This is a genomic window from Sphingomonas sp. NIC1, from assembly GCF_001638925.1.
Taxonomy (GTDB): domain Bacteria; phylum Pseudomonadota; class Alphaproteobacteria; order Sphingomonadales; family Sphingomonadaceae; genus Sphingomonas; species Sphingomonas aquatilis.
The window spans coordinates 1,669,211-1,690,000 of sequence record NZ_CP015521.1; the positions used below are offsets into that span (position 1 = coordinate 1,669,211).

At 67.4% G+C, this 20,790-nt stretch carries 24 protein-coding genes (1 of these 24 running past the window's edge); 15 read left to right on the top strand and 9 right to left on the bottom strand.

Annotation, left to right across the window (positions count from 1 at the left end):
• Nucleotides 1-46: 46 nt before the first annotated feature.
• From tolB to A7E77_RS08080, 5 genes are all read left to right on the top strand, one after another.
• Nucleotides 47-1,462 carry a Tol-Pal system beta propeller repeat protein TolB gene (tolB, locus tag A7E77_RS08060; protein ID WP_063689813.1) on the top strand — a complete coding sequence of 472 codons (1,416 nt, stop codon included), beginning with the start codon at nt 47-49 and terminating at the stop codon, nt 1,460-1,462.
• Nucleotides 1,463-1,518: 56 nt separating this feature from the next.
• Entirely contained in the window at nt 1,519-2,043 is a 525-nt protein-coding gene (gene pal / locus A7E77_RS08065) for a peptidoglycan-associated lipoprotein Pal (protein WP_017980658.1), read from the top strand.
• A 219-nt stretch (nt 2,044-2,262) separates the two neighbouring features.
• The gene (locus A7E77_RS08070; RefSeq protein WP_020493471.1) at nt 2,263-3,159 is read left to right on the top strand and encodes an SPFH domain-containing protein; all 897 of its coding nucleotides are present in this window, start codon (nt 2,263-2,265) and stop codon (nt 3,157-3,159) included.
• Nucleotides 3,160-3,171: 12 nt separating this feature from the next.
• Nucleotides 3,172-3,393: a hypothetical protein gene (locus A7E77_RS08075; RefSeq protein WP_063687091.1), complete on the top strand. Its 222-nt coding sequence runs from the start codon at nt 3,172-3,174 to the stop codon at nt 3,391-3,393.
• Nucleotides 3,377-3,622 carry a hypothetical protein gene (locus A7E77_RS08080; RefSeq protein WP_318842609.1) on the top strand — a complete coding sequence of 82 codons (246 nt, stop codon included), beginning with the start codon at nt 3,377-3,379 and terminating at the stop codon, nt 3,620-3,622. Before A7E77_RS08075 ends, A7E77_RS08080 begins: the two co-directional genes overlap by 17 nt.
• An 84-nt stretch (nt 3,623-3,706) precedes the next feature.
• Here the strand turns inward: A7E77_RS08080 and A7E77_RS08085 are convergent, their stop codons facing one another.
• From A7E77_RS08085 to A7E77_RS08100, 4 genes are read right to left on the bottom strand one after another with little or no spacing between them, the layout of a single operon-like run.
• Nucleotides 3,707-4,567 carry a S1/P1 nuclease gene (locus tag A7E77_RS08085; RefSeq protein ID WP_063687095.1) on the bottom strand — a complete coding sequence of 287 codons (861 nt, stop codon included), beginning with the start codon at nt 4,565-4,567 and terminating at the stop codon, nt 3,707-3,709.
• Nucleotides 4,568-4,614: 47 nt separating this feature from the next.
• Entirely contained in the window at nt 4,615-5,655 is a 1,041-nt protein-coding gene (locus tag A7E77_RS08090) for a DUF6624 domain-containing protein (RefSeq protein WP_063687097.1), read from the bottom strand.
• Between the two features lie 16 nt (nt 5,656-5,671).
• On the bottom strand, nt 5,672-6,589 hold the full coding sequence (locus tag A7E77_RS08095; RefSeq protein ID WP_063687099.1) for an isoaspartyl peptidase/L-asparaginase family protein: 918 nt from the start codon (nt 6,587-6,589) through the stop codon (nt 5,672-5,674).
• Nucleotides 6,586-7,734 carry an acyltransferase family protein gene (locus tag A7E77_RS08100; RefSeq protein WP_063687101.1) on the bottom strand — a complete coding sequence of 383 codons (1,149 nt, stop codon included), beginning with the start codon at nt 7,732-7,734 and terminating at the stop codon, nt 6,586-6,588. The genes A7E77_RS08095 and A7E77_RS08100 overlap by 4 nt, the downstream gene beginning before the upstream one ends.
• 63 nt (nt 7,735-7,797) lie before the next feature.
• Between A7E77_RS08100 and ispG the strand changes: the two genes are divergently transcribed.
• The 5 genes from ispG to A7E77_RS08125 all read left to right on the top strand — a co-directional run bounded on the left by ispG (nt 7,798) and on the right by A7E77_RS08125 (nt 10,987).
• On the top strand, nt 7,798-8,925 hold the full coding sequence (gene ispG / locus A7E77_RS08105; protein WP_043061168.1) for a flavodoxin-dependent (E)-4-hydroxy-3-methylbut-2-enyl-diphosphate synthase: 1,128 nt from the start codon (nt 7,798-7,800) through the stop codon (nt 8,923-8,925).
• Between the two features lie 36 nt (nt 8,926-8,961).
• Complete coding sequence (locus tag A7E77_RS08110) at nt 8,962-9,237, top strand: AbrB/MazE/SpoVT family DNA-binding domain-containing protein (RefSeq protein WP_063687103.1); 276 nt, start codon at nt 8,962-8,964, stop codon at nt 9,235-9,237.
• A 35-nt stretch (nt 9,238-9,272) separates the two neighbouring features.
• Nucleotides 9,273-9,617 carry a PIN domain-containing protein gene (locus A7E77_RS08115; protein ID WP_264177018.1) on the top strand — a complete coding sequence of 115 codons (345 nt, stop codon included), beginning with the start codon at nt 9,273-9,275 and terminating at the stop codon, nt 9,615-9,617.
• A 66-nt stretch (nt 9,618-9,683) separates the two neighbouring features.
• Entirely contained in the window at nt 9,684-10,508 is an 825-nt protein-coding gene (locus A7E77_RS08120; RefSeq protein ID WP_151895468.1) for a DMT family transporter, read from the top strand.
• Nucleotides 10,505-10,987, top strand: coding sequence for a GNAT family N-acetyltransferase (locus tag A7E77_RS08125; RefSeq protein WP_063687109.1), 483 nt, complete (start codon nt 10,505-10,507; stop codon nt 10,985-10,987). The genes A7E77_RS08120 and A7E77_RS08125 overlap by 4 nt, the downstream gene beginning before the upstream one ends.
• Before the next feature lie 212 nt (nt 10,988-11,199).
• Here the strand turns inward: A7E77_RS08125 and ppa are convergent, their stop codons facing one another.
• The 3 genes from ppa to A7E77_RS08140 form a co-directional block, all read right to left on the bottom strand.
• Complete coding sequence (gene ppa, locus A7E77_RS08130) at nt 11,200-11,778, bottom strand: inorganic diphosphatase (RefSeq protein WP_043061173.1); 579 nt, start codon at nt 11,776-11,778, stop codon at nt 11,200-11,202.
• A gap of 34 nt (nt 11,779-11,812) precedes the next feature.
• Nucleotides 11,813-13,729: a M61 family metallopeptidase gene (locus A7E77_RS08135; RefSeq protein ID WP_063687112.1), complete on the bottom strand. Its 1,917-nt coding sequence runs from the start codon at nt 13,727-13,729 to the stop codon at nt 11,813-11,815.
• A 217-nt stretch (nt 13,730-13,946) separates the two neighbouring features.
• Complete coding sequence (locus A7E77_RS08140; RefSeq protein WP_063687114.1) at nt 13,947-14,609, bottom strand: DUF1345 domain-containing protein; 663 nt, start codon at nt 14,607-14,609, stop codon at nt 13,947-13,949.
• A gap of 49 nt (nt 14,610-14,658) precedes the next feature.
• Here A7E77_RS08140 and hisS point away from each other — a divergent pair, with 49 nt between their 5' ends.
• The 4 genes from hisS to A7E77_RS08160 all read left to right on the top strand — a co-directional run bounded on the left by hisS (nt 14,659) and on the right by A7E77_RS08160 (nt 19,155).
• Nucleotides 14,659-15,912 carry a histidine--tRNA ligase gene (gene hisS / locus A7E77_RS08145; protein WP_063687116.1) on the top strand — a complete coding sequence of 418 codons (1,254 nt, stop codon included), beginning with the start codon at nt 14,659-14,661 and terminating at the stop codon, nt 15,910-15,912.
• Entirely contained in the window at nt 15,909-16,985 is a 1,077-nt protein-coding gene (prfA, locus tag A7E77_RS08150) for a peptide chain release factor 1 (protein WP_063687118.1), read from the top strand. Before hisS ends, prfA begins: the two co-directional genes overlap by 4 nt.
• 141 nt (nt 16,986-17,126) lie before the next feature.
• Nucleotides 17,127-17,954 carry a peptide chain release factor N(5)-glutamine methyltransferase gene (gene prmC, locus A7E77_RS08155; RefSeq protein ID WP_063687120.1) on the top strand — a complete coding sequence of 276 codons (828 nt, stop codon included), beginning with the start codon at nt 17,127-17,129 and terminating at the stop codon, nt 17,952-17,954.
• Between the two features lie 280 nt (nt 17,955-18,234).
• Nucleotides 18,235-19,155: a DUF4167 domain-containing protein gene (locus tag A7E77_RS08160; RefSeq protein ID WP_063687122.1), complete on the top strand. Its 921-nt coding sequence runs from the start codon at nt 18,235-18,237 to the stop codon at nt 19,153-19,155.
• Nucleotides 19,156-19,368: 213 nt separating this feature from the next.
• Here A7E77_RS08160 and A7E77_RS08165 read toward each other — a convergent pair whose 3' ends face one another.
• Nucleotides 19,369-19,677, bottom strand: a complete 309-nt coding sequence (locus A7E77_RS08165; RefSeq protein WP_043061179.1) for a hypothetical protein — start codon at nt 19,675-19,677, stop codon at nt 19,369-19,371.
• A 96-nt stretch (nt 19,678-19,773) separates the two neighbouring features.
• On the opposite strand from A7E77_RS08165, the gene A7E77_RS08170 reads away from it, so the two are divergent.
• Nucleotides 19,774-20,202 carry a CBS domain-containing protein gene (locus tag A7E77_RS08170; protein ID WP_018250558.1) on the top strand — a complete coding sequence of 143 codons (429 nt, stop codon included), beginning with the start codon at nt 19,774-19,776 and terminating at the stop codon, nt 20,200-20,202.
• A gap of 19 nt (nt 20,203-20,221) precedes the next feature.
• Here A7E77_RS08170 and A7E77_RS08175 read toward each other — a convergent pair whose 3' ends face one another.
• Nucleotides 20,222-20,790, bottom strand: the 3' portion of a protein-coding gene (locus A7E77_RS08175) for a lipopolysaccharide biosynthesis protein (protein ID WP_063687124.1). Its footprint extends 913 nt past the window's final position; only the last 569 of its 1,482 coding nucleotides appear in the window; the start codon falls outside the window, past its right edge; the stop codon is at nt 20,222-20,224.

The window sequence follows — 20,790 nt, forward strand, 5'->3', positions numbered from 1 at the left end:
CGTATGGGGTCGCGGTATCGTGTAACACGCGTTTGAGAGGATGGTCATGATCCGGTCGTTGCTGGTCGCGCTGAGCGTTACCGTTGCCCTGCCTGCGCTAACCCTGCCTGCCCTCGCGCAGCAGGCGCCCGCCCCGGCGCAGTCCGCCACCGCCGCACCGGTGCCACAGGATCAGGCCGCGCCTGCCGGGCAGACCCCCGCACCGCTGGAAGTGTCAGTCACGGGCGGCGTCTCCGCGCCGATGCCGATCGCGATTCCGGCCATGCCGACCGCCGAGGTGGTCGATACGCCCGCGGGCCGCACCGATGCGCTTGGCCGGCAGATGGCGGACATCATCGCCAACGACCTGCGCAATTCCGGCCTGTTCACGCCGCTCGGCGCCAACCAGCTGCGCCCCGTCGGCTTTCAGGAAGTGAATGCGCCCGCCTTCGATTACTGGGGCGGCACGGGCGCGCAGGCGCTGGTGCAGGGCTTCGTCCGCGCCAATGGCGACGGCAACCTCACGATCGGCTGTTATCTGTACGACGTCTTTTCGAAGATCGAGTTGAAGCGCACCGGCTTCGTCGTCGCGCCATCCGACTGGCGCCGCGCCGGGCACAAATGCGCCGACATGGTCTATGCGCGCCTGACCGGCGAAGGCCCCTATTTCGACAGCCGCGTCGTCTATGTCAGCGAAACGGGTCCCAAGGCGAAGCGTATCAAGCGTCTCGCGATCATGGATCAGGACGGCGCCAACCACCGCTTCCTGACCAACGGCCAGTCGATCGTGCTGACGCCGCGCTTCGCGCCGAATCAACAGTCGATCGTCTTCATGAGCTATGAAAACGACAAGCCGGCGATCTATGTCTATGATCTCGGCTCGGGCCGTCCGCGCCGCGTGGTGCAGAACGTCAGCCTCACCTTCGCGCCGCGCTTCTCGCCGGATGGCCGCTGGATCCTGTTCTCGATGGCGCAGAACGGCAACACGGACATCTACCGCGTCTCGGCGCAGGGCGGCACGCCGCAGCGGCTGACAACCTCGCCCGGCATTGACACGGGCGGCAGCTATTCGCCCGACGGCTCTAGAATCGTGTTCGAGAGCGATCGGTCGGGTGGCCAGCAGATCTATGTGATGAACGCGGATGGCTCCGGCCAGCAGCGCATCAGCTTCGGCGGCGGGCGCTATGCGACGCCGGTGTGGAGCCCGCGCGGCGACCTGATCGCCTTCACCAAGCTAGGCGGCAATTTCCGGATCGGCATCATGTCGCCCAGCGGCAGCGGCGAAAAAATCCTGACCGATGGCTGGCAGGACGAAGGGCCCAGCTGGTCGCCCAACGGCCGCGTCATCACCTTCTACCGCTCGACGCCGGGCAGCTCGGGCAAGGCCGATCTGTGGATGGTCGACCTGACCGGACAGGTCGAGCGCAAGATTCCGACGCCGCTCGATGGCTCGGATCCGGCCTGGGGACCTTTGCGGCCCTGACGCGTTTTCGGCAGGGGTGTTTCGGGGGCGAAACGATCACCAACGGAGTCACGACGATGACCAAATTGACCAACATCCTGTTGACCGGCGCGGCGCTGGCGTCGCTCGCCGCCTGTGCGCACAAGCCCAAGCAGCTGCCGCCGCCCCCGGTCGACAACACCGCCGGCCTCAACACCGCGCCGCCCGCCAATACCGGACCGGTCGATGGCGCGATCGTGCCCGGCTCTGACGCCGACTTCCGCCGCTCGGTGACGTCGAACACCGTGCTGTTCGGCACCGACCAGAGCGACATCGACGCCGACGCGCGTGCGATCCTCGACAGCCAGGCGGCGTGGATGCAGCGCTATCCCAACGTCCGCGCGACGATCGAGGGCCATTGCGACGAACGCGGCACGCGCGAATACAATCTGGCGCTGGGCGATCGCCGCGCCAATGCAGCCAAGAACTATCTGGTCGCCAAGGGCATCGATCCGTCGCGCCTGACCACGATCAGCTACGGCAAGGAACGCCCCGTCGCGCTGGGTTCGGACGAGGCGGCCTGGGCGCAGAACCGCCGTGCGGTGACGGTCGTCCTGAACTGACGCATCGAGGGGCGCCCCCTCCCAGGCCCGACGGGCCGCTGACGATCCGATCCCTCCCGTCACCCCGGGCTTGACCCGGGGTCCCGCTTCTTCCGCCGACCGCATCGGAGAAGCGGGACCCCGGCTCTTCGGCCGGGGTGACGGGATGGGACAAAGCGAATCCCCTTGCATCCCCTGAAATCCGATATAAATGTGATATCACATTAATCGGAGGACAGGGTGGTGCAACAGGGGAGTCTCACGCGGTCGCAGGAACGGCGTGCCGCCACGGCGAGCGGTTACACGATGCTGGCGCTGGCGGCGCTGCTGGTGGTGATCGCGGTGTTCGTCATCGTCGAACTCGCATCCGACGCGATGCCGCCGATCCTTGCGATCGTGCCGCTGCTATGCGCGATCGGCACCGTGTTCATCGCGGCCGGTTTCTACATGTTGCAGCCCAATCAGGCGGGCGCGATCACCCTGTTCGGCAGCTATGCCGGCACCGATCGCGAATCGGGCCTGCGCTGGGTGCTGCCTTGGCTGATGCGCCGGAAAGTGTCGGTCCGCGCCAACAACGTCATTTCGGACCGGATCAAGGTCAACGACCTGCGCGGCAACCCGATCGAGATGGCGGCGCAGGTCGTCTGGCGCGTCACCGACACCGCGCAGGCGCTGTTCGACGTCGACGATTACAAGGCGTTCGTGAACGTCCAGATCGAGGCGGCGGTGCGCACGATCGGCTCTCGCTACCCCTATGACGATTACGAGCATCAGGAGATCACGCTGCGCGGCAACCACGATCAGGTGGGGGCGGAACTGCGTGCCGAACTGATCGCACGGCTGGCAGTGGCGGGGATTACCGTCGACGAATGCGGCTTCACGCACCTCGCCTATGCGCAGGAGATCGCGGGCGCGATGCTGCGCCGGCAGCAGGCGCAGGCGGTGGTCGCGGCGCGCACGACGCTGGTCGAAGGTGCGGTCGGCATGGTGGAGCTCGCGCTCGACCAACTGTCGGCGAAGAACGTCGTCGAGCTGGACGACGAGCGGCGTGCGGCGATGGTGTCCAACCTGATGGTCGTGCTGTGTGGCGAGCGCGACACGCAGCCCGTCGTCAATGCGGGTTCGCTCTACCAGTAAGCGTATCGATCGATGGCTTCTCCCCCCAAAAAGGCGTTTCCCCTCCGCGTCGATCCCGCACTGTATGCGGCGATCGAGCGGAGCGCGGCGGGCGACCTGCGTAGCGTCAATGCGCAGGTCGAGTGCCTGCTGCGGGAAGCGCTTGCCCGGCGGGGGGTGAAGCTGGAGGCGCCGGTCGTGGCAAAACGCGGCCGCCCGCCCAAGCAGCAGGAGGACGATGATGCAGGAGCGTGACGATGGCGCGTGGTTCGCGCCCAAGCGGTTCGGTTATGGCGCGGGCCTGCCGATTGCGTGGCAGGGATGGGCGGTGCTGGTGGCCTATCTGGCGGTGGTGATCGGGGTGAAGCATTGGCAGCCACGTGGGGGATGGCTCGTAGTGCTGACCGCTACGCTGGTCCTGGTGTGGATCGCCGCCGTCAAAACGCGCGGCGGCTGGCACTGGCGATGGCGAGGCGCGCGGTAAGCTCGCCCGACAGGCTGCGTCACTCCGGAACAAGTCCGGGGTGACGGGAGACGTGAAGCACGAGCGACACGCCTCACGAGCAGATCACCCCAGCGCTTGATCCAGCAGCTTCGCCAGCCGCAGCCCGCCGCGCTCCACTTCCAGCCGCGCGACCGGGACCAGCTTTTCGATCGTCGCTTCGTCCAGCGTCACCTTGGCGGGGGAGGGCGCACACGGATCGCCCTTCAGCGCGCTTGCGTAAACGACGTCATGCGCGACCTGATACGATTCGCGGCTCCAGTCGACGACATTGCCCGCAGCGATGCGGCGCTTTTCGGCGGCGGGGTAGCGGCGGACGAGGCTCGGCCCGGTCGTGATCGCGCGTTCGGCGAGCGTGCCGTCCCAGATCGAATGCAGGTTGAACCGCTTCGGGCTGTAGCTGCCGTAGGCGGCGGCGACGTCATTGCCGCCCTTGTCGTTCTTTTCGCCCGCGTGCAGCGGCTGGTGCAGGTCGCCGACGAAGTGGATCAGGAACACGAGCGCCTGCGCCCGCTCCTTGGCCGGCAGGCGCTTATTCTTCAGGATCGCGACGTCGCGGGTGATCTGCGCCGACACGCAATTGCCGTCCTTGCACGCCTCTTCCAGCGTAAAGGGCTGGCAGATGTTCACGTCCTGAAAGTGCCATGTGTAGGCATAGCCGAAGCGCGACTTGCCATTGGGGCCCTTCAGCGGCTTGACGCAATCGGCCCAGGTGCTCGCGCCCTCGATCGTCGTCGCGGGGCATTCGGGCGTGTCGAGCTTCGGCGTCTCGGCGAGCAGCCGGTCGATCGCGCGGCGCGTCTGCGGCGTGACATTGGCATAGGCGATCTTCGCGACCGTCTCATGCCCGAACTCCCAATAGGCCTGGGCAGGCGCGGCAAGGACGAGCGCGGGCAGCGCGGCAAGGGCAAAGCGGACGAGTGTCATGACCTTGGTATTAGCGTCGGAATGTGACGGGCAGAAGCGGCTTTGCGTCAGTGGGCTGTGGGCATCGGCGGGCAGGGGCCGTTTTCCTGCAGGATGCGCGCGGCGTTCTGCGCCATCGTATTGAGGCCGGCGGCGCGGCGATAGCCTTCGACCTTCGCGGCATCTTCCAAGGGGAAGGGCTGCCAGCTGCCCGTTTCGCAGCTCATCTGCGTCCCATAGCGCTGTGTCCCGACCATCTGCAGCATGACGCGATCGTAGAGCAGCGCATAATTGTGGGGCGACACCTGCCCGCGTGCGGCAAGCGGCTCCATCAGCCGCAGCATCTTGAGCTGGAAGACGGGATCGTCGTCGGCATGCTGAACCAACATCCAGGCGCTCGACGAGGCCTGCGCTCCGACCATGGCGATCGTCGGCCAGCCGTGTTGGGCGACCACCGTCTTCATCCATGCGGTATTGGCATGATCGCGCGCGGCGATCGCCGACCAGGTGAGTCCGCGGACGATTCCCGCCTCCATCGGATCGAGCGGCGGCGCGCCCTTCGTCGGACCCTGATTCCACGCGAGCGACGTGCGCAGGACCTGATCGGTGATCGGCCGGGCGATCAGCTGCGCGGTCAGGATGTCGCCCGCCGCGTCACCGACCGCCTGTGCCAGCGCGGCCGACCAGACGAGCGTGTCGGCGACGCGCCGGGCGCTTGCCAGCTTCGTCTGGAACAGCGACCAATCGTCGCCCATGTCGCCTTGTGGAAAGGCCCGATCCACTGCGCCGCAGGGCGCATCCCCGTAAGCGGAAGGGCGGATCTTGGGATCGGCGATGCCGAGCGCGATCAGCTCGGCGCGGGTCTGTGCGGCACTGTCCTGCCGGCACTGCTTCAGCCAGGCGTCCAGCACGTGCCATTCGGCCTTCTGTGCAGGCGTCGCGTCATCGAAGGCACCGCGCAGCCAGCCATAGTCGCCCGGCCGAAACGTCCCGCCGGTAAGATAGGGGGCCAGCGCCGCGGGCGGGGGCGGCGCCTCGGCGGTGGCGAGCAGGGCGGCGGCGAGCAAGGCGAGGCGGCGGATCATGACGCCATGCTCGTTGCGGATCATGGCCGGATCGTGACGCTTACTCGTCGCCGTAAATCGCGACCTCGCGCACACCGGCCGCGGTGGCGCGGGCGCGGTACATGCCGGGGGTGGTGAGACTCCACACCGCATCGCCCGCAGGCGTCGTGACGATCACGCCACCGGTGCCGCCGAGCGCACGCACCTCCGCCATCACGGCGTCCGCGGCCGCTTGCGGTGCGTCGCCGGCGAGACGGATGCGCGCCGCGATCTCATGGCCCACGCCGACGCGGATGAAGAATTCGCCCGAACCGGTACACGACACCGCGCAGGCACGATCGTCGGCGAAGGTGCCCGCGCCGATCAGTGGCGAATCGCCGATCCGGCCCCAGCGCTTGCCCGTCACGCCACCGGTCGAGGTGGCGGCGGCGACATGGCCCGCCGCATCGCGCGCAACCGCGCCAACGGTGCCATATTTCATATCGACGTCGAAGGCGTCGGCGTTGCGCGACAGCATCTCGTCGAGCTGGCGGCGACGCTCGGGCGTCTCGAACCAGCCTTCGGGTGCGACCTCCAGGCCCTGGCCGCGGGCGAACTGCTCGGCGCCGGTGCCGCTCAGCAGGACATGGGGGCTTGCCGCCATCACCCGGCGTGCGAGCGCGACGGGGGAGCGGGTCTGCGTGATCCCCGCGACGGCGCCGGCTGCCCGCGTCGCGCCGTCCATGATCGCCGCATCCAGCTCGATGCCGCCGTCGCGGGTGAAGGCGGCGCCGCGACCGGCGTTGAAGTGCGGATCGTCCTCCAGCACCTGGACGGCGGCTTCCACTGCATCGAGCGCGCTGCCGCCGCCCGACAGGATCGCCCCGCCGGCGTCGAGCGCGCGGGACAGGCCGTCGCGGGCGCCCGCGTCCTGTTCGGGCGTCAGGCGGTGGCGCTCGATCGATCCGGCGCCGCCGTGCAGGACAAGGGACCAGCTCATGATGCTACCTTCTGTGACGACAGGGGACGCAGCCCGATCAGCGGGCGCAGGATCGCGATGCGGCGGCCGATCGCGTAAAAGGCCCAGCAGCCGGCGATCGTCGCGGCGATCAGCACCGCAAATTCGGCACCACCGGTCAGCCGCGCGGGGATCAGCCAATAGGCGACGAGGACGATGATCGTCTGATGGACTAGATAGAAGGGGAAGACCGCCTCGGTGAGCGTGGCGCGCACCGGCGCGTCGCGATTCCAGTGCCGCTCGGCCATGCCGATCAACGCGAGCGTCGCGCCCCATTGCTGCAGCGCATGTGCGGCTCCGTAGGTGGGATACAGCCAGCGCGGCGCGTCGCCGCCGACCAGCTCCACCGCCAGGATGAAGCCATAGCCCAGGATCGCCATCGCCAGCCCCACCCAGCGCCAGCGCACGCACGCGGCCAGCACCGGTGCCGATCCCGCCAGCGCGAAGCCGAACAGGAAGGCGGGCAGGTAGCTCAGATGCGCCATCAGATCGTGGAGCGGATCGTGCGTCTCATAACCCATGGGGAACCACCAGCCATGGATGCACACCAGCCACGCGGTCGGGATAACCACCAGCAGTGGCCCGGCAAACAGCCGGTCGAATGCCTGCTGCGGCGCCTGCGTGCGGATCAGCGCGACGCCGGCAGCCAGTACGACCGTGTACAACCACAGATAGGCGACGAACCACAGATGGTTGAGCGCGGGCAGGCCGATCCCGCCGAGCCTGCCGAAACGGAAATAATCGTGGGTCCAGAAGGTCGCGAACCCGGCGCGATAGCCGTGCTGCGTGACGAGCTCGACCCAGCTTTGCGGCGGCACGATCACCGCGACGCCGAAGGCCAGCGGCACCAGCAGGCGCAGCGAACGCTGGCGCAGGAAGCCGCCGGGACCGTGCGCGCGGGTGAGCAATGCGCGGCTGGCATAGCCCGACACGACAAACAGCAGGCTCAATCGCCAAGCGTTCACCGCCAGCATCGGCAGTACCACCCAGTCGGCGCCATGCGCGCTCTTGGCGTGGAAGCCCCAAGGCACGAACACCATGCCGACATGATAGACGATCAGGATCGCAAAGGCGGCGACGCGCAGCCAGTCGAGGCCGTAATGGCGAGGAATTGGGGGGCGCGTCATGGAACTGCTGCTGCCCTACACCAGCGTCTTTGAACCGCAACCCGGCTGCTGTATATAGACGCCATGTCCTTACGTCCGTGGCGCGACATCGTCCGCCGTCAGAGCCGCCAAATCATGGTCGGCACCGTTCCCGTCGGCGGCGATGCGCCCGTCACCGTGCAGACGATGACCAACACGCCCACCCCCGATATCCGCGCGACGATCGACCAGATCCGCCGCTGCGAGGATGCGGGCGTCGACATCATCCGCGTCTCCTGCCCCGACGTCGAATCGACCGCGGCGCTGAAGCAGATCGTCCGCGGCAGCCGCGTGCCGATCGTCGCGGACATCCACTTCCACTATAAGCGCGCGCTGGAGGCAGCAGATGCGGGGGCGGCGTGCCTGCGCATCAATCCGGGCAATATCGGGTCGTCGGAGCGCGTCGCCGAAGTCGTCCGCGCCGCCAAGGCCAATGGCTGCGCGATCCGCATCGGCGTCAATGGTGGGTCGCTGGAAAAGGATCTGCTCGAAAAATACGGCGAGCCGTGCCCGGATGCGCTGGTGGAAAGCGCGCTCGACCACATCAAGCTGCTGCAGGACCACGATTTCCACGAATATAAGGTCGCGGTGAAGGCGTCGGACCTGTTCCTGGCGGTTGCGGCCTATCAGCAGCTCGCCGAAGCGGTGGATTGCCCGCTGCACCTCGGCATCACCGAAGCGGGCGGCTTCGTCGGCGGCACCGTGAAGTCCGCGATCGGGATCGGCAGCCTGCTCTGGTACGGCATCGGCGACACGATCCGCGTCTCACTCTCCGCCGAGCCGGAGGACGAGGTGCGCGTCGGCTTCGAAATCTTGAAGGCACTCGGCATCCGCAACCGCGGCGTGCGTGTCGTGTCGTGCCCGTCATGCGCGCGGCAGGGGTTCGACGTGATCCGCACCGTGCAGGCGCTCGAGGAACGGCTTCAGCACATCCGCACGCCGATGAGCCTGTCGGTACTCGGCTGCGTCGTCAACGGCCCCGGCGAAGCGCGCGAAACCGACATCGGCATCACCGGCGGCGGTAACGGCAAGCACATGGTCTATCTGTCGGGCGTCACCGATCACCACGTGCAGGACGAAGGCATGATCGACCACATCGTCCGCCTCGTCGAAGCCAAAGCGGCGGAGATTGAGGCGGCGTCGGCCGAGCCACAGGTCGTGGCAGCCGAATAGGTCCTGTGCTACAGGTCAGGACCTGGAGGTGCTGACATGACCTATCATGCCAAGGTGATCGCGGGCGGCAAGGTGGTGATTCCGGCGGATATCCGCCGCGAGCTCGGCATCAAGGATGGCGATTCGCTGGTCATCGATCGCGACGCCAAGGGCGCCGTCGTGTTGCGGACGCGTGAGCAGATCGTCCAAGACGTCCGGCAATCCTTCCGGTCGATGCGAGAAGACATCGCTCCGCACGGCAGCGTCGTCGCCGAGCTGCTCGAAGACCGCGCGATGGAGGCGCGGCGAGAGGCAGGCGAGACGGGCGCGTGAGCACCCTTGTCATCGATGCCTCCGCCATTCTCGCGATGATCTTCGATGAGGTGGGCGGCGACATGGTTGCGGACGTCTGCGATGGCGCTGTGCTGAACGCCGTCAATCTCGATGAGGTGCTCCACAAGGTCGCACGCCGCGGCATGGATCCGATTATGGTCGAAACGCAACTCTCGCGGTTGGGCATTTCGGTCGTCGCGTTCGATGCCCGTCAGGCTCGAATTTCGGCAGCCCTTCATTCGCAGCTGACCGGGACCGATACGTCCTTTGCCGATCGAGCCTGTCTGTCGATGGGACTGATGCTGGATGCCACCGTCCTGACTGCTGATGCCAAATGGACGGGACTGGGGCTGGGTGTCGACATCCGCCTGATCCGATGAATCGCGCCACATCCCCCCGTCACCGCCTTCGGCGTCGCCGCAGGCGGGATTGCCGTCTACGCAGGGATGGACGCCATCATGAAAGGGCTGTCCATTGCGAGCGGCGCCTATTTTGCGGTGCTCTGGCGATCGGTGGCGGGGGTGGCGTTGCTGGCGCCGATCTTCATCGCGCGGGGCGGGCGGTGGCCGGCGTGGGCGGCGCTGCGGCTGCATCTGGCGCGCGGCAGCGTCGGTGGTGCGTCGGTGCTGCTGTTCTTCTGGGGCCTCGTGCGCGTGCCGATGGCGCAGGGGGTGGCGCTGACCTTCCTCGCGCCGCTGATCGCGCTGTTCCTGGCCGCGCTGACGCTCGGCGAACGCATCCAGCGCAGCGCGATCGGTGGGTCGTTGGTCGCAAGCCTCGGTGTGTTCGCGATCGCCGCGGGTCAGGTACAGGCGCGCGCGTCGGAAGACATGGTGCTGGGCAGCGTCGCGATCCTGATCGCGTCGGTCCTGTATGCGGGCAGCCTGATCCTGCTGCGACGGCAGGCGCAGGCGGCCGATCCGCTGGAGGTGGCGCTGTTCACCAGCATCGTGCTGGGCGGACTGCTGCTGATCGGCGCACCCTGGTTTGCCGGCGTGCCGCGTGTCGAGCAACTGCCCGCGATCACCGCATCGGCGGCGCTGGGATCGGTGTCGGCGGTGGCGCTCGCCTGGGCCTATGCCCGCGCCGAGGCGCAGGTGCTGGCGCCCGTCGAATATACCGCCTTCGTCTGGTCCGCCTTGTTCGGCTGGCTGGTCTTTGCCGAGCGCGTGTCGCCGTGGACGATCGCGGGCGCATTGCTCATCATCGCCGGGTGCCTGGTCGCGGTGCGCCGCCCGATCCCCGCTCCGCAAACGGAAGCATCGTTATGACCGACATCCCGATCCGCCCCGCAACGCCCGACGATATCGCGACGATCCTGCGCTTCGTGCGGGACCTCGCCGCGTTCGAGCGCGAGCCCGATGCGGTCGAGGCAACCGAGGCGATGCTGGACGAGGCACTGTTCGGGCCGCAGCCGGCGGCGGAAGCGGTGATCGCCGAAGAGGCAGGGGCGCCGGTCGGCTTCGCGCTGTTCTTCCACAATTTTTCGACGTGGAAGGGGCGGCGGGGCCTGTATCTGGAGGATCTGTACGTGACGCCGGCAGCACGCGGGAAGGGCGTGGGCGGCGCGCTGCTGCGCCATTTGGCCTGGATAGCCGTAGAGCGAAACTGCGCGCGCTTCGAATGGGCGGTGCTCGACTGGAATGCCGATGCGATCGCGGTCTATCGCCGGATGGGGGCGGTGGGGCTGGAGGACTGGACGGTGCAGCGCGTCGAGGGCGAGGCGCTCAGGCGGATGGCGGGACGCTAAGGCTTCCCCCGCAAGGGCGTGTGAGGATGAATGGCCCCCGGCCGTTCAAGATGATGCCGGGGGCATGATCGACCTCGCACGGTGGCGCCGCGTAGCGGTGACGGGGGGGAGGTAAGCAGCTAGCTTTCCGCATGCGGAAACGCCCCCTCCACCACCGGCTACGTCGGCGGTCCCCCTCCCCCGCTGACGCGAGGGAGGACTTCAGGCGCGGATCAGTCGCGGCCGGGGACGTCGTGGTCGTGCGGCTCTTCGCCCTGCTTCTTGGCGGCGTCGTAGCGTTCGATCGCTTCCATCACGATGCGGCGCGCTTCCTCGCGGTCGCCCCAGGTGCCGATGCGCACCCACTTCTTCTTCTCCAGATCCTTATAGTGGGTGAAGAAGTGTTCGATCTGTTCGAAGACGATCTCGGGCAGATCGTCCTTTTCGCCGACGTTCGAATAATAGGGGAAGGTCGAATCGACCGGCACGCAGACGAGCTTTTCGTCGCCGCCGGCTTCGTCTTCCAAATTGAGCACCGCGATCGGACGCGCGCGCACGACGCAGCCCGGGATGAACGGCGAGCGCGCGACGACCAAGGCGTCGAGCGGATCGCCGTCCGGCGACAGCGTGTGCGGCACGAAGCCGTAGTTCGCCGGATAGCGCATCGGCGTGTGCAGGATGCGATCGACGAACAGCGCGCCCGACGCCTTGTCGAACTCATATTTGACCGGCTCGCCGCCGGTCGGCACCTCGATGATGACGTTGAGGTCGTCGGGCGGGCTCTTGCCGACCGGAATCAGATCGATACGCATGAAAGTCCCTTGATAATCCTATGCCTGCTGCCCCTCAGCGCGGCATCAGAAGCTTGTCGAGTCCGGTTTCGCCGGTGCCAGTCTTCTGCAGGCGCGGATAGCGGGGACCGCCGTGATAGTCGATGGCGACTTCGCGATAACGCGGCCCGCTCTTGACCAGCAGCTTGATCGGCTCCTTCGAGGTCTGTGCCGCGACGATCGCCGCCTTCAGCACGTCGCCGCTATAGGCGGTGCCGTTGACCGCCTGAATGACGGTGCCGACGTCCATCCCCGCCTTGAACGCCGGGCTGTCCCAGATCACCGCCGTGGCCTCGCCGTCCTTGGCCACCGACAGGCCGATCGAATAGGTGACGTTCACGCCGCCGCTCTTTTCGGCGTTGGTGAAGTATTTCGTCGGTTCGGCGGTATAGACGAGCTTGTAGCCGTTCATCGCGAAGCCATCGACCGGCGCGGGCTGGCCCGTCTCGGTCAGACGCTTGGTCAGGAAGCTTGCCCAGTCATACGGAACGATGCCGTTCAGCGTGTTGGCGACGTCGTCGAACGTATAGGTCACCTCACCCCAGTCGCCGTTGCGGATGCCGAAGAAGGCCTTGGCGAAATCGTCGATAGACTTGGTGCCGCCCGACTTCTGGCGGAGCATCGCATCGACTTCCATCCAGACCATCAGGCCTTCGTTGTAATAGTCTTCGCTGCGCTGCCAGCTGGTCCAGCCCTTGGGCCGGCGCGCCGAGATGATCGGATCGTTGGTGGTATCGATCAGGTCGCGCCACTGGCGCGCCGGGGCGAGATCATAGCTGCCGGCGATGCCGGCATAGGCGTCCAGCGTGTCCTGCTTGCTGACCAGGCCCGAACGCGCCTGGAGCACATAGCCCCAGAATTGCGTCTGTCCTTCATAGACCCATAGCGACTTGTCGCGCATCGGCGTGCGATAATCGGGCGTCCACAGCTCAGCACCGCGGCGGAACTTGCCGTCCCAGCTGTGGGTGAATTCGTGCGGCAGCAGGTTGCGGCGGCCGGGGCTAGCGTTCCATTCGGTGAAATAGCCCGGCGTCACGCCGTTCTCCGACGAGCGGTGATGCTCCAGCCCGATGCCGCCCAGCTGGTCGCTGATCGACAGCAGGAATTCGTAATGGTCGTAATGATGCGCGCCGAACGTCTTTTCGGCCTGCTCAACCAGCCGCTTGTGCGCGTCGATCTGCTCGGGCGTCGCGGCAAGTTCCTTGGGATCGTCGGCGAAGACGTTGAGGTTCACGCGCTCCGACAGCGGCCACGTCTTGCCGTAGCGGCCGGCGAGCAGCGGCGAATCGACCAGGATCTCGTAATTCGTCTTGTCGTAAACATAGGTCGAGCCGTTCGCCTTGGCCGGCACCGCGCCCGCCGCGGTCCAGCCGGTCGGGAACTTCACCGTCATCTGGATCGGGATCTGACGGGTGAAATAGCCCGCGGGATACAGGCTGACCGAATTGGGTTCGAGGCTGATCATGTTGGGCGTCGCGACGATGCGGCCCTGATCGGGCTTGGTCGCCGAGATAAACTGAAACTCGACGTCCAGATTGCGCGCGCCCTGCGGCACGTCGATGTGGAAGGCGAAGACATCGACCATGTCGCGCGTCCACGGAATGACGCGGCCGTTCGCCTTGATGACGAGGCCGGCGAGCTTCTCGATCTCACCGCGCGGGCTATGCGCGCCGGGCAGCCACTTGGGGAACAGCAGCGCCATCGGCCCCGCCTTGGCGACGGGGATCGTCTCCTTCACGCGGAAGATGCCCTGTTCGGTGTTGGTCGCATCGACGTTGAGCAGGATCGTGCCGGGATAGGGCGTGTCCTGCGGCGCCGGGATCTTATCGACGAAGGGCACCGGCTGCGGTGCCGAATTGCCCGGCGGGACCTGTGCAAGGGCCGGCGCGGCGGTGGACAGGAGCAGGGCGGCGACGGCGATGGAACGGAGCATGGCGAGCCTTCGGCAAGAAACGAATACGCCGGTGTAAGCTTCGCAAAGCCGCGGCGTCCAGCCCTTACGCGGGCAACGGGGAATTCCGCCCCGTGATCTGACACCATCCGCAATCCCTGCCCGTCATCCCGACCTTGAGCCGGGATCCCGCTTCTTCTTTCCCTGTGGGCAACAGCGGGACCTGGGATCAAATCCGGGGTGACGAGACGAGAAGGACTCAGTTTCCGCCGCCGCCGCCCAGCACGTTGATGGTGAAGGCGATCACGCCCAGATTGAAGACGAAGGCGGCAAGGCACTGTCCCAGCACGACCCGGCGGATGCGCCGCGAGGTGATGGAGACGTCCGAAGTCTGGAACGTCATGCCCAGCGTCGCGCTGAAATACAGGAAGTCCCAGTAATCGGGCTCCTTGCACCCTGGAAAGTCGATGCCGCCTGCATCTCCCTCGCCATCGTCGTCGGCGCTGTAGAACAGATGCGCGTAATGCATGGCGTAGACCATGTTCGAAAACAGCCAGCTCAGTACCAGCGTCGTCACCACCAGCACGATCGCCAGCGTATCGTTGCGGCCCTTCAATTCGCCCGCCACCGCGACCAGGATCACGCCCATCGTCGCCGCGGTGATCGCCAGCAGCAGCGCGCGATTGGCGTCGTTCTCGCGCGTCGCCCGCCGCATCCGCGCGGCATTGGCGTGGCGGAACAGCGAGACGAGCGACAGGAGAAAGACGATCGCGGCGGCATCGAACGCCCCCATGATCCCGCGCCCCTTGCCGACGATCGGGATCAGGGCTGCCAGCCCGATGGCGAAGATCGCCCCGAACAGCGCGAAGCGCGGCGGTGCGATGCGGTTGCCGATTCCCCAATAGCGGCGCGGATTGGTCATGTTGGGGTGCTAGCGCTTGGGGCCGGCCTCGCCTAGATACCGCCACCATATGGCCCGTATCGAAACGCCGCGCCGGGTGCGCGGAACCCAGGATATCTTCGGCGACGAGCAGCGCCGCTTCGCAACGGTGATCGAGACGTTCGAACGCGTCCGCCGCCTGTATTGCTTCCAGCGCGTCGATCTGCCGGTGTTCGAGGCGACCGAGGTGTTCGCGCGATCGATCGGCGAGACGACCGATGTCGTGTCGAAGGAGATGTACACCTTCCCCGACCGCGGTGGCGACTCGCTGACCCTGCGGCCGGAGTTCACCGCGGGTATCGCGCGCGCGTTCCTGACCGAAGGCTGGCAGCAATATGCGCCGCTGAAGGTCGCGACCAGTGGCGCGGTGTTCCGCTACGAACGCCCGCAGAAGGGGCGGTATCGCCAGTTTCACCAGATCGACGCCGAGATTTTGGGCGCACCCGAACCGGCAGCGGACGTCGAGCTACTGGTGATGGCGGACCAACTGCTGCACGAGCTAGGCATTGCCGAGGGCGTGACGTTGCAGCTCAATACCTTGGGAGACGCCGAGACGCGCGACGCGTGGCGTGCGGGGCTGGTGGCGCATTTCGAGGCGCATCGCGGGGACCTGTCGGAAGACAGCCTGACCCGGCTCGAGAAGAACCCGATGCGCATCCTCGATTCGAAGGACCCGCGCGATCGGCCGATCGCCGATGCTGCACCCGATATCGACGCGTATCTGACCGACGAGGCGCGCGCGTTCTTCGATGCGGTGACGGCGGGGCTGGATGCGGCGGGGGTCCGGTGGACGCGCAACCCGCGGCTGGTGCGGGGCCTCGACTATTACCGGCACACGGCGTTTGAGTTCGTCACCGATCGGCTGGGGGCGCAGGGCACGGTGCTGGCCGGCGGTCGCTACGATGGGCTGGTCGAGAGCCTCGGCGGCGCGCCGACCGCGGGTGTTGGCTGGGCGGCGGGCGTCGAGCGGCTGGCGATGTTGCTGGACGAGCCGGTTGCGACCAAGGACGTTGTGGCTGTGGTCGCGGAAGACGCACATCATGAGAAGGCGGCACTGGCATTCGTTGCTGCACTTCGCCGGGCTGGCATCTCCTCCGAAATTTATGTGTCTGGAAACCCCAAGAAGCGATACGATCGAGCATTGCGAACGGGGCCTGGTCACATCGTTTCTCTGAAGCAGGGTGGTGTCGGTCAGAGGACGCTGGATGGCGGCAATGTTGACGTTGCTAAGGTTCGCATGACCCTAGATTCCCTCATAACTAATCTGCCTGACCTTACCGCATGACCACCATATCCCCCGAACGGATCGCGCAGATCGAGGCGCGGCGGGACGAGTTGCAGGCGCAGATGGCGACCGGCGACCTGCCGTCTGACCGCTTCGTTGCGGTGTCGAAGGAATATGCCGAGCTGGACCCCGTCGCGCAGGCGGCGAGCGAGGTGCGTCGGCTGCGGCAGGAGGCGGACAGCCTCGCCTATATGGCGGAGGATAACGGCGACGAGGAATTGCGCAGCCTGGCCGCGGAAGAGCTGCGCGACAATGCCCGCGCGCTGGAGGCGGCGGACCGGCGCCTCGCGCTCGCGCTGCTGCCGCGCGATGCGGCGGACGAACGCGCGGCGATGCTCGAAATCCGCGCCGGCACCGGCGGTGACGAGGCGGCGCTGTTCGCCGGCGACCTGCTGCGCATGTACCAGCGCTATGCCGAAACGCAGGGCTGGCGGGTCGAGGTGATCTCCAGCTCCTCGTCCGATGCGGGTGGGTTCAAGGAAGTCGTCGCCAGCGTTACCGGCACGGGCGTGTTCGCCAAGCTGAAGTTCGAGGCGGGCGTCCATCGCGTCCAGCGCGTGCCCGTCACCGAGGCGGGCGGTCGCATCCACACCTCCGCCGCAACCGTCGCGGTGCTGCCCGAGGCCGAAGAGGTCGACGTGCGCATCGACGATAAGGACCTGCGCATCGACGTCTATCGCTCGTCGGGCCCCGGCGGCCAGTCGGTCAACACCACCGACAGCGCGGTTCGCATCACGCACTTGCCGACCGGGCTGGTCGTGATCCAGCAGGATGAAAAGTCGCAGCATAAGAACAAGGCCAAGGCGCTGAAGGTGCTGCGCACCCGCCTGTACGAAGCCGAACGCGAGCGGCTGGCGAGCGAACGCTCGGGTACGCGACGCGCGATGGTGGGATCGGGTGACCGATCCGAGCGCATCCGGACGTACAATTTCCCGCAAGGCCGCGTGACGGACCATCGCATCAACCTGACGCTGCATCGCCTGCCCGAAATCCTGCAGGGCGAGATGGACGAACTAATCGGCGCGCTGATCGCCGAGGACGAGGCGGAACGGCTGGCGTCGCTGGATGGATGAGGGCGTGGGGCCCCGCTTCCTTCCTCCGTCATCCCGGCGAACGCCGGGATCCATGGACGGCGGTGTGGCCAGCGTAAGGGTGAAACCGATGCGTCGCGTGTCCATGGTTCCCGGCGTTCGCCGGGATGACGAAGCGGGTGGATGGTGAGTCCCCTCCGCACTGCGCTCGCCGACGCCACCGCGCGCTTCGGCTTTTCCCCCACCGCGCGGCTCGATGCGGAATTGCTCATGGCGCACGCGCTGGGGATCGATCGCAACGCGCTGCTGCTCGACATGGAGCGGCCCGTCCCCGCCACCTTCGCAGGCCTCGTCGAACGGCGCACGGCGCACGAGCCGGTTGCCTATATTACCGGCACGCGCGGATTCTGGACGATCGACCTATCGGTCGGTCCCGGTGCGATGGTGCCGCGACCCGACAGCGAGACGCTGCTGATCGCCGCGCTCGCGTATTTCGGCAGCCGCGCGCCCGCAACCGTGCTCGATCTCGGCACCGGACCGGGGACGCTGTTGCTCGCCGCGCTCGACGAATGGCCGGCGCGCGGGATCGGTGTCGATCGCTCCGCGCAGGCGCTGGCCTATGCCACATCGAACGCCACGGCGCTGGGGATGGCGCACCGCACCGCCTTCGTCCGCGGCGACTGGGCGGCGGCAATCGACGCGCGCTTCGATCTCGTCCTCGCCAACCCGCCCTATATCGGCACCGACGAGCCGCTGCCCGACGAAGTGCGCCGCCATGAACCGGGCTCCGCCTTGTTTGCGGGCGCCGATGGCCTCGACGATTACCGCCTGCTCGCGGGGCAACTCGCGCGGTTGATCGCGCCCGGCGGCTGTGCGGCGGTGGAGATCGGCCATACCCAGGCCCCAGCGGTCGCCGCGCTGTTCGCCGCGGCCGGCCTCGACAGCGTCGTCCATCGCGATCTGGGGCAGCGCGACCGCTGCCTTATCGTCACGCCCCGCGCCGCCGGTTGAAAGATGGCACGACCATCCACATATTTCGCTTGTAGGAACGCCCTCGCGCCAGCTATTGGTCGGGCCGGGGCAAGCACCATCGACGATCACAAGGGGTCGTAGGACGGTCACCCGCATCCTTTCGTCATCAGGTCGCCGTATGGGCGGGGGCCGTGACAGGCTCCAGCGTCGCCCCGAAGGGCACGCCGCAGACGCAAAGGATGGCACCGTTTGACCGTGCGTCAGGCCCGAAGGGCCGGATTGGTTTTGAGGACCATTACTCAGATCATGGGACATCAGCTTGATTAACAATCGGCAGAACGGCCGCCGTCGCGGCCGTGGTGGCAACAACGGCGGCGGCAACAACGGGCCGCGGCAGGGTGGCCAGGGGCGTCCCGACAACGGCAACCGCATCGACAGCCGCGCGCGCGGCAACGCGAACCAGCTGTTCGAGAAGTACAAGAACCTCGCCATGGAGGCGCAGCGCCAGGGCGACCGCGTCAACACCGAATATTATCTGCAGTTCGCCGACCATTATTTTCGCGTGCTCGCCGATCAGCGCGGCCGCTTCGAGGATAATCAGCCGCGCCGCCAGCAGCCGTTCGACCTGAACGACGACGAGGATTACGGCGACGAAGGCGAACCGATCCGGGCCGGCGAGCAGGACGGCGAAGGCCAGGCGCGTGAGGGGCAGGGCCGCGAGGATCGCCCGCAGCGCCAGAGCCGCGACCGTCAGGATCGGCAGGATCGCGACCGCCAGGATGGCGACCAGCGCCAGGGCCGGACGTGGGACGACCGCGGCAATCGCGAAGAGCGCGGCAATCGGGAGGATCGCCCCCAGCGCGACGATCGCCCGCAGCGTGAAGACCGTCCTCAGCGCGAGGACCGCGTCCGCCGGCCCCGCTTCGAGGCGGAGCAGGCGCCGGTCGAGGTTGCCGGCCAGCATCGTGCCGATCCGATCGCAGAGGGCGAGTCGCTCACCGAGCGCGCCGAGACCGTGATCGCCGCCGACGCCCCCGCGCCCAAGCGCCGCGGTCGCCCGCGTCGGGATGCGCAGGTCGAAGCGCCCGCGGCCGAGGATCAGGGCAATGGCGTCGACGCCGATCGCCTGCCGCCCTCGCTCAACATCGCTGCGGCGAACGATTCCGAGGAAGACGCGCCCAAGCCGCGTCGCCGTCGCACCCCGCGCACGCCCGCGGTGGAAGTGCCCGCCGCCGAATAAGCGCGCGCTATCCGAATACCAGAAGGGGCCGGTTCCGACGAGGAGCTGGCCCTTTTTTCGTTGGTGGTGGCGGCATCCACCCGGACACGCCGCTCCTGCACCGGCGGGCGTTCGCCGCAACGCATGCGGATGGAGCGCCGCCTGACCCCGCCCACGCTGACGAGGGAATCGCTGCGTTGAGGCGCGGAGGATGCGTACCTTCGCGCCCGCCGTCTAACGATCGTGCCGCGGTCCCGGCGCGGGCGGATCGTGCCGCTCGACGTGTTCGTCATGCCCGGTGCCCGAACTCAGGAACACCAGACCCATCAGCGCGCCGGCGAGCGCGATCGATCCGCCGACCCCGCCGATCACCGCCGCCATGGTGATCAGGCGCAACGGCCCATGCACCCAGGCGAGGCCGACGATCGCGCCCGCGCTGCACGCTGCGGCGACGGCGATCATCCACGCCATGATGCTGCGAAACCGCGCCCAGGCGTGCGCCGCGAGCGCGGGATCGTCCAGTCCGGCGGGGCGCTGATCCATGGCTTTGCCAATGACGCGCAAACATGATCTGCTCAACCCCGATCCGGCCCGAAGAGTCGGACAAGACCGAGTCGGATGTGACGGAGGAGGATGAACATGACGATCGCGGCAATCCTGCGCACCAAGGGCGACGATGTGATCGCGCTGACCCCGCAGACGCGCGTCGGCGAGGCGGTGGCGGTGCTGGCGGAGAAGCGAATCGGCGCGGTGCCGGTCTGCGACGATGGCGTGCCGGTGGGCATCTTCTCCGAACGCGACGTCGTCCATTGCCTGGCGCAGGCCGGCGCCGGCGCGCTCGACCGGCCGCTGTCGGAGGTGATGACGCAGCCCGTGCAGAGCGTCGGCGCGCAGGAAAACGTCATCGGCGCACTGTCGCTGATGACGCGGCGGCGCATCCGTCATCTGCCGGTGGTCGAGGACGGGCGGATGGTCGGCTTCGTCTCGATCGGCGATCTGGTCAAATACCGCATCGACCGGATCGAGGCGGATGCCGCGGCGATGCGCGACTATATCCAGCAGGGATAGGACGGGTCGAACGACCCCGTCAGGCCGGCAGCGGCCGCTTGCGCAGGATCGCGATCAGTTCGCGCACGGTGCCGCGCGCGAACAGCGCGAGCCAGCTGCCATAGGTCGCTGCCCCCACGCCGACGAGGATCGCCAGCTGCACCGGCGGCGCCAGCGGTGGCAGCAGCGCCTCCACCAGTCGGACGACGCCCGCCATCACCGCGGCGGCAACCACCGCCGGCGCGACCGCCCGGACCAGCGCCAGCGGTGCGACGCCGATCACCGGCAGCGACCGCCAGCTGCTCACCGCCAGATACACGGGATAGGCGACCACCCAGCTCCACGCGAGCCCGACCGGCCCCCAATGCACCCCGACCAGGAAGGTCGTGGCGAGCACCAGCGCGCCGAACGCGCCGTTGCGCGCACCAATGCCTGGCCGCCCGCGCGCATCGCAGGCGGGGGAATAGAGGACCTGGATCGTCATGAACGGCATGGCCAGCGCGATGATCTGCACGACCGGCGCCACCTCCACCCATTTGGCGTCGAGCACCGTCAGCACCAGCGGATAGGCGGTGACGGCAAGGCCGGCGTAGAAGGGCATCGCCGCCA

Bases quoted from the DNA above. Each gene is read 5' to 3' on its own strand.
- tolB (WP_063689813.1), top strand. From the start codon at position 47: ATGATCCGGTCGTTGCTGGTCGCGCTGAGCGTTACCGTTGCCCTGCCT.
- pal (WP_017980658.1), top strand. From the start codon at position 1,519: ATGACCAAATTGACCAACATCCTGTTGACCGGCGCGGCGCTGGCGTCG.
- A7E77_RS08075 (WP_063687091.1), top strand. From the start codon at position 3,172: ATGGCTTCTCCCCCCAAAAAGGCGTTTCCCCTCCGCGTCGATCCCGCA.
- A7E77_RS08080 (WP_318842609.1), top strand. From the start codon at position 3,377: ATGATGCAGGAGCGTGACGATGGCGCGTGGTTCGCGCCCAAGCGGTTC.
- A7E77_RS08085 (WP_063687095.1), bottom strand. From the start codon at position 4,567: ATGACACTCGTCCGCTTTGCCCTTGCCGCGCTGCCCGCGCTCGTCCTT.
- A7E77_RS08090 (WP_063687097.1), bottom strand. From the start codon at position 5,655: ATGATCCGCAACGAGCATGGCGTCATGATCCGCCGCCTCGCCTTGCTC.
- A7E77_RS08095 (WP_063687099.1), bottom strand. From the start codon at position 6,589: ATGAGCTGGTCCCTTGTCCTGCACGGCGGCGCCGGATCGATCGAGCGC.
- A7E77_RS08100 (WP_063687101.1), bottom strand. From the start codon at position 7,734: ATGACGCGCCCCCCAATTCCTCGCCATTACGGCCTCGACTGGCTGCGC.
- ispG (WP_043061168.1), top strand. From the start codon at position 7,798: ATGTCCTTACGTCCGTGGCGCGACATCGTCCGCCGTCAGAGCCGCCAA.
- A7E77_RS08110 (WP_063687103.1), top strand. From the start codon at position 8,962: ATGACCTATCATGCCAAGGTGATCGCGGGCGGCAAGGTGGTGATTCCG.
- A7E77_RS08115 (WP_264177018.1), top strand. From the start codon at position 9,273: ATGATCTTCGATGAGGTGGGCGGCGACATGGTTGCGGACGTCTGCGAT.
- A7E77_RS08120 (WP_151895468.1), top strand. From the start codon at position 9,684: ATGGACGCCATCATGAAAGGGCTGTCCATTGCGAGCGGCGCCTATTTT.
- A7E77_RS08125 (WP_063687109.1), top strand. From the start codon at position 10,505: ATGACCGACATCCCGATCCGCCCCGCAACGCCCGACGATATCGCGACG.
- ppa (WP_043061173.1), bottom strand. From the start codon at position 11,778: ATGCGTATCGATCTGATTCCGGTCGGCAAGAGCCCGCCCGACGACCTC.
- A7E77_RS08135 (WP_063687112.1), bottom strand. From the start codon at position 13,729: ATGCTCCGTTCCATCGCCGTCGCCGCCCTGCTCCTGTCCACCGCCGCG.
- A7E77_RS08140 (WP_063687114.1), bottom strand. From the start codon at position 14,609: ATGACCAATCCGCGCCGCTATTGGGGAATCGGCAACCGCATCGCACCG.
- hisS (WP_063687116.1), top strand. From the start codon at position 14,659: ATGGCCCGTATCGAAACGCCGCGCCGGGTGCGCGGAACCCAGGATATC.
- prfA (WP_063687118.1), top strand. From the start codon at position 15,909: ATGACCACCATATCCCCCGAACGGATCGCGCAGATCGAGGCGCGGCGG.
- prmC (WP_063687120.1), top strand. From the start codon at position 17,127: ATGGTGAGTCCCCTCCGCACTGCGCTCGCCGACGCCACCGCGCGCTTC.
- A7E77_RS08165 (WP_043061179.1), bottom strand. From the start codon at position 19,677: ATGGATCAGCGCCCCGCCGGACTGGACGATCCCGCGCTCGCGGCGCAC.
- A7E77_RS08170 (WP_018250558.1), top strand. From the start codon at position 19,774: ATGACGATCGCGGCAATCCTGCGCACCAAGGGCGACGATGTGATCGCG.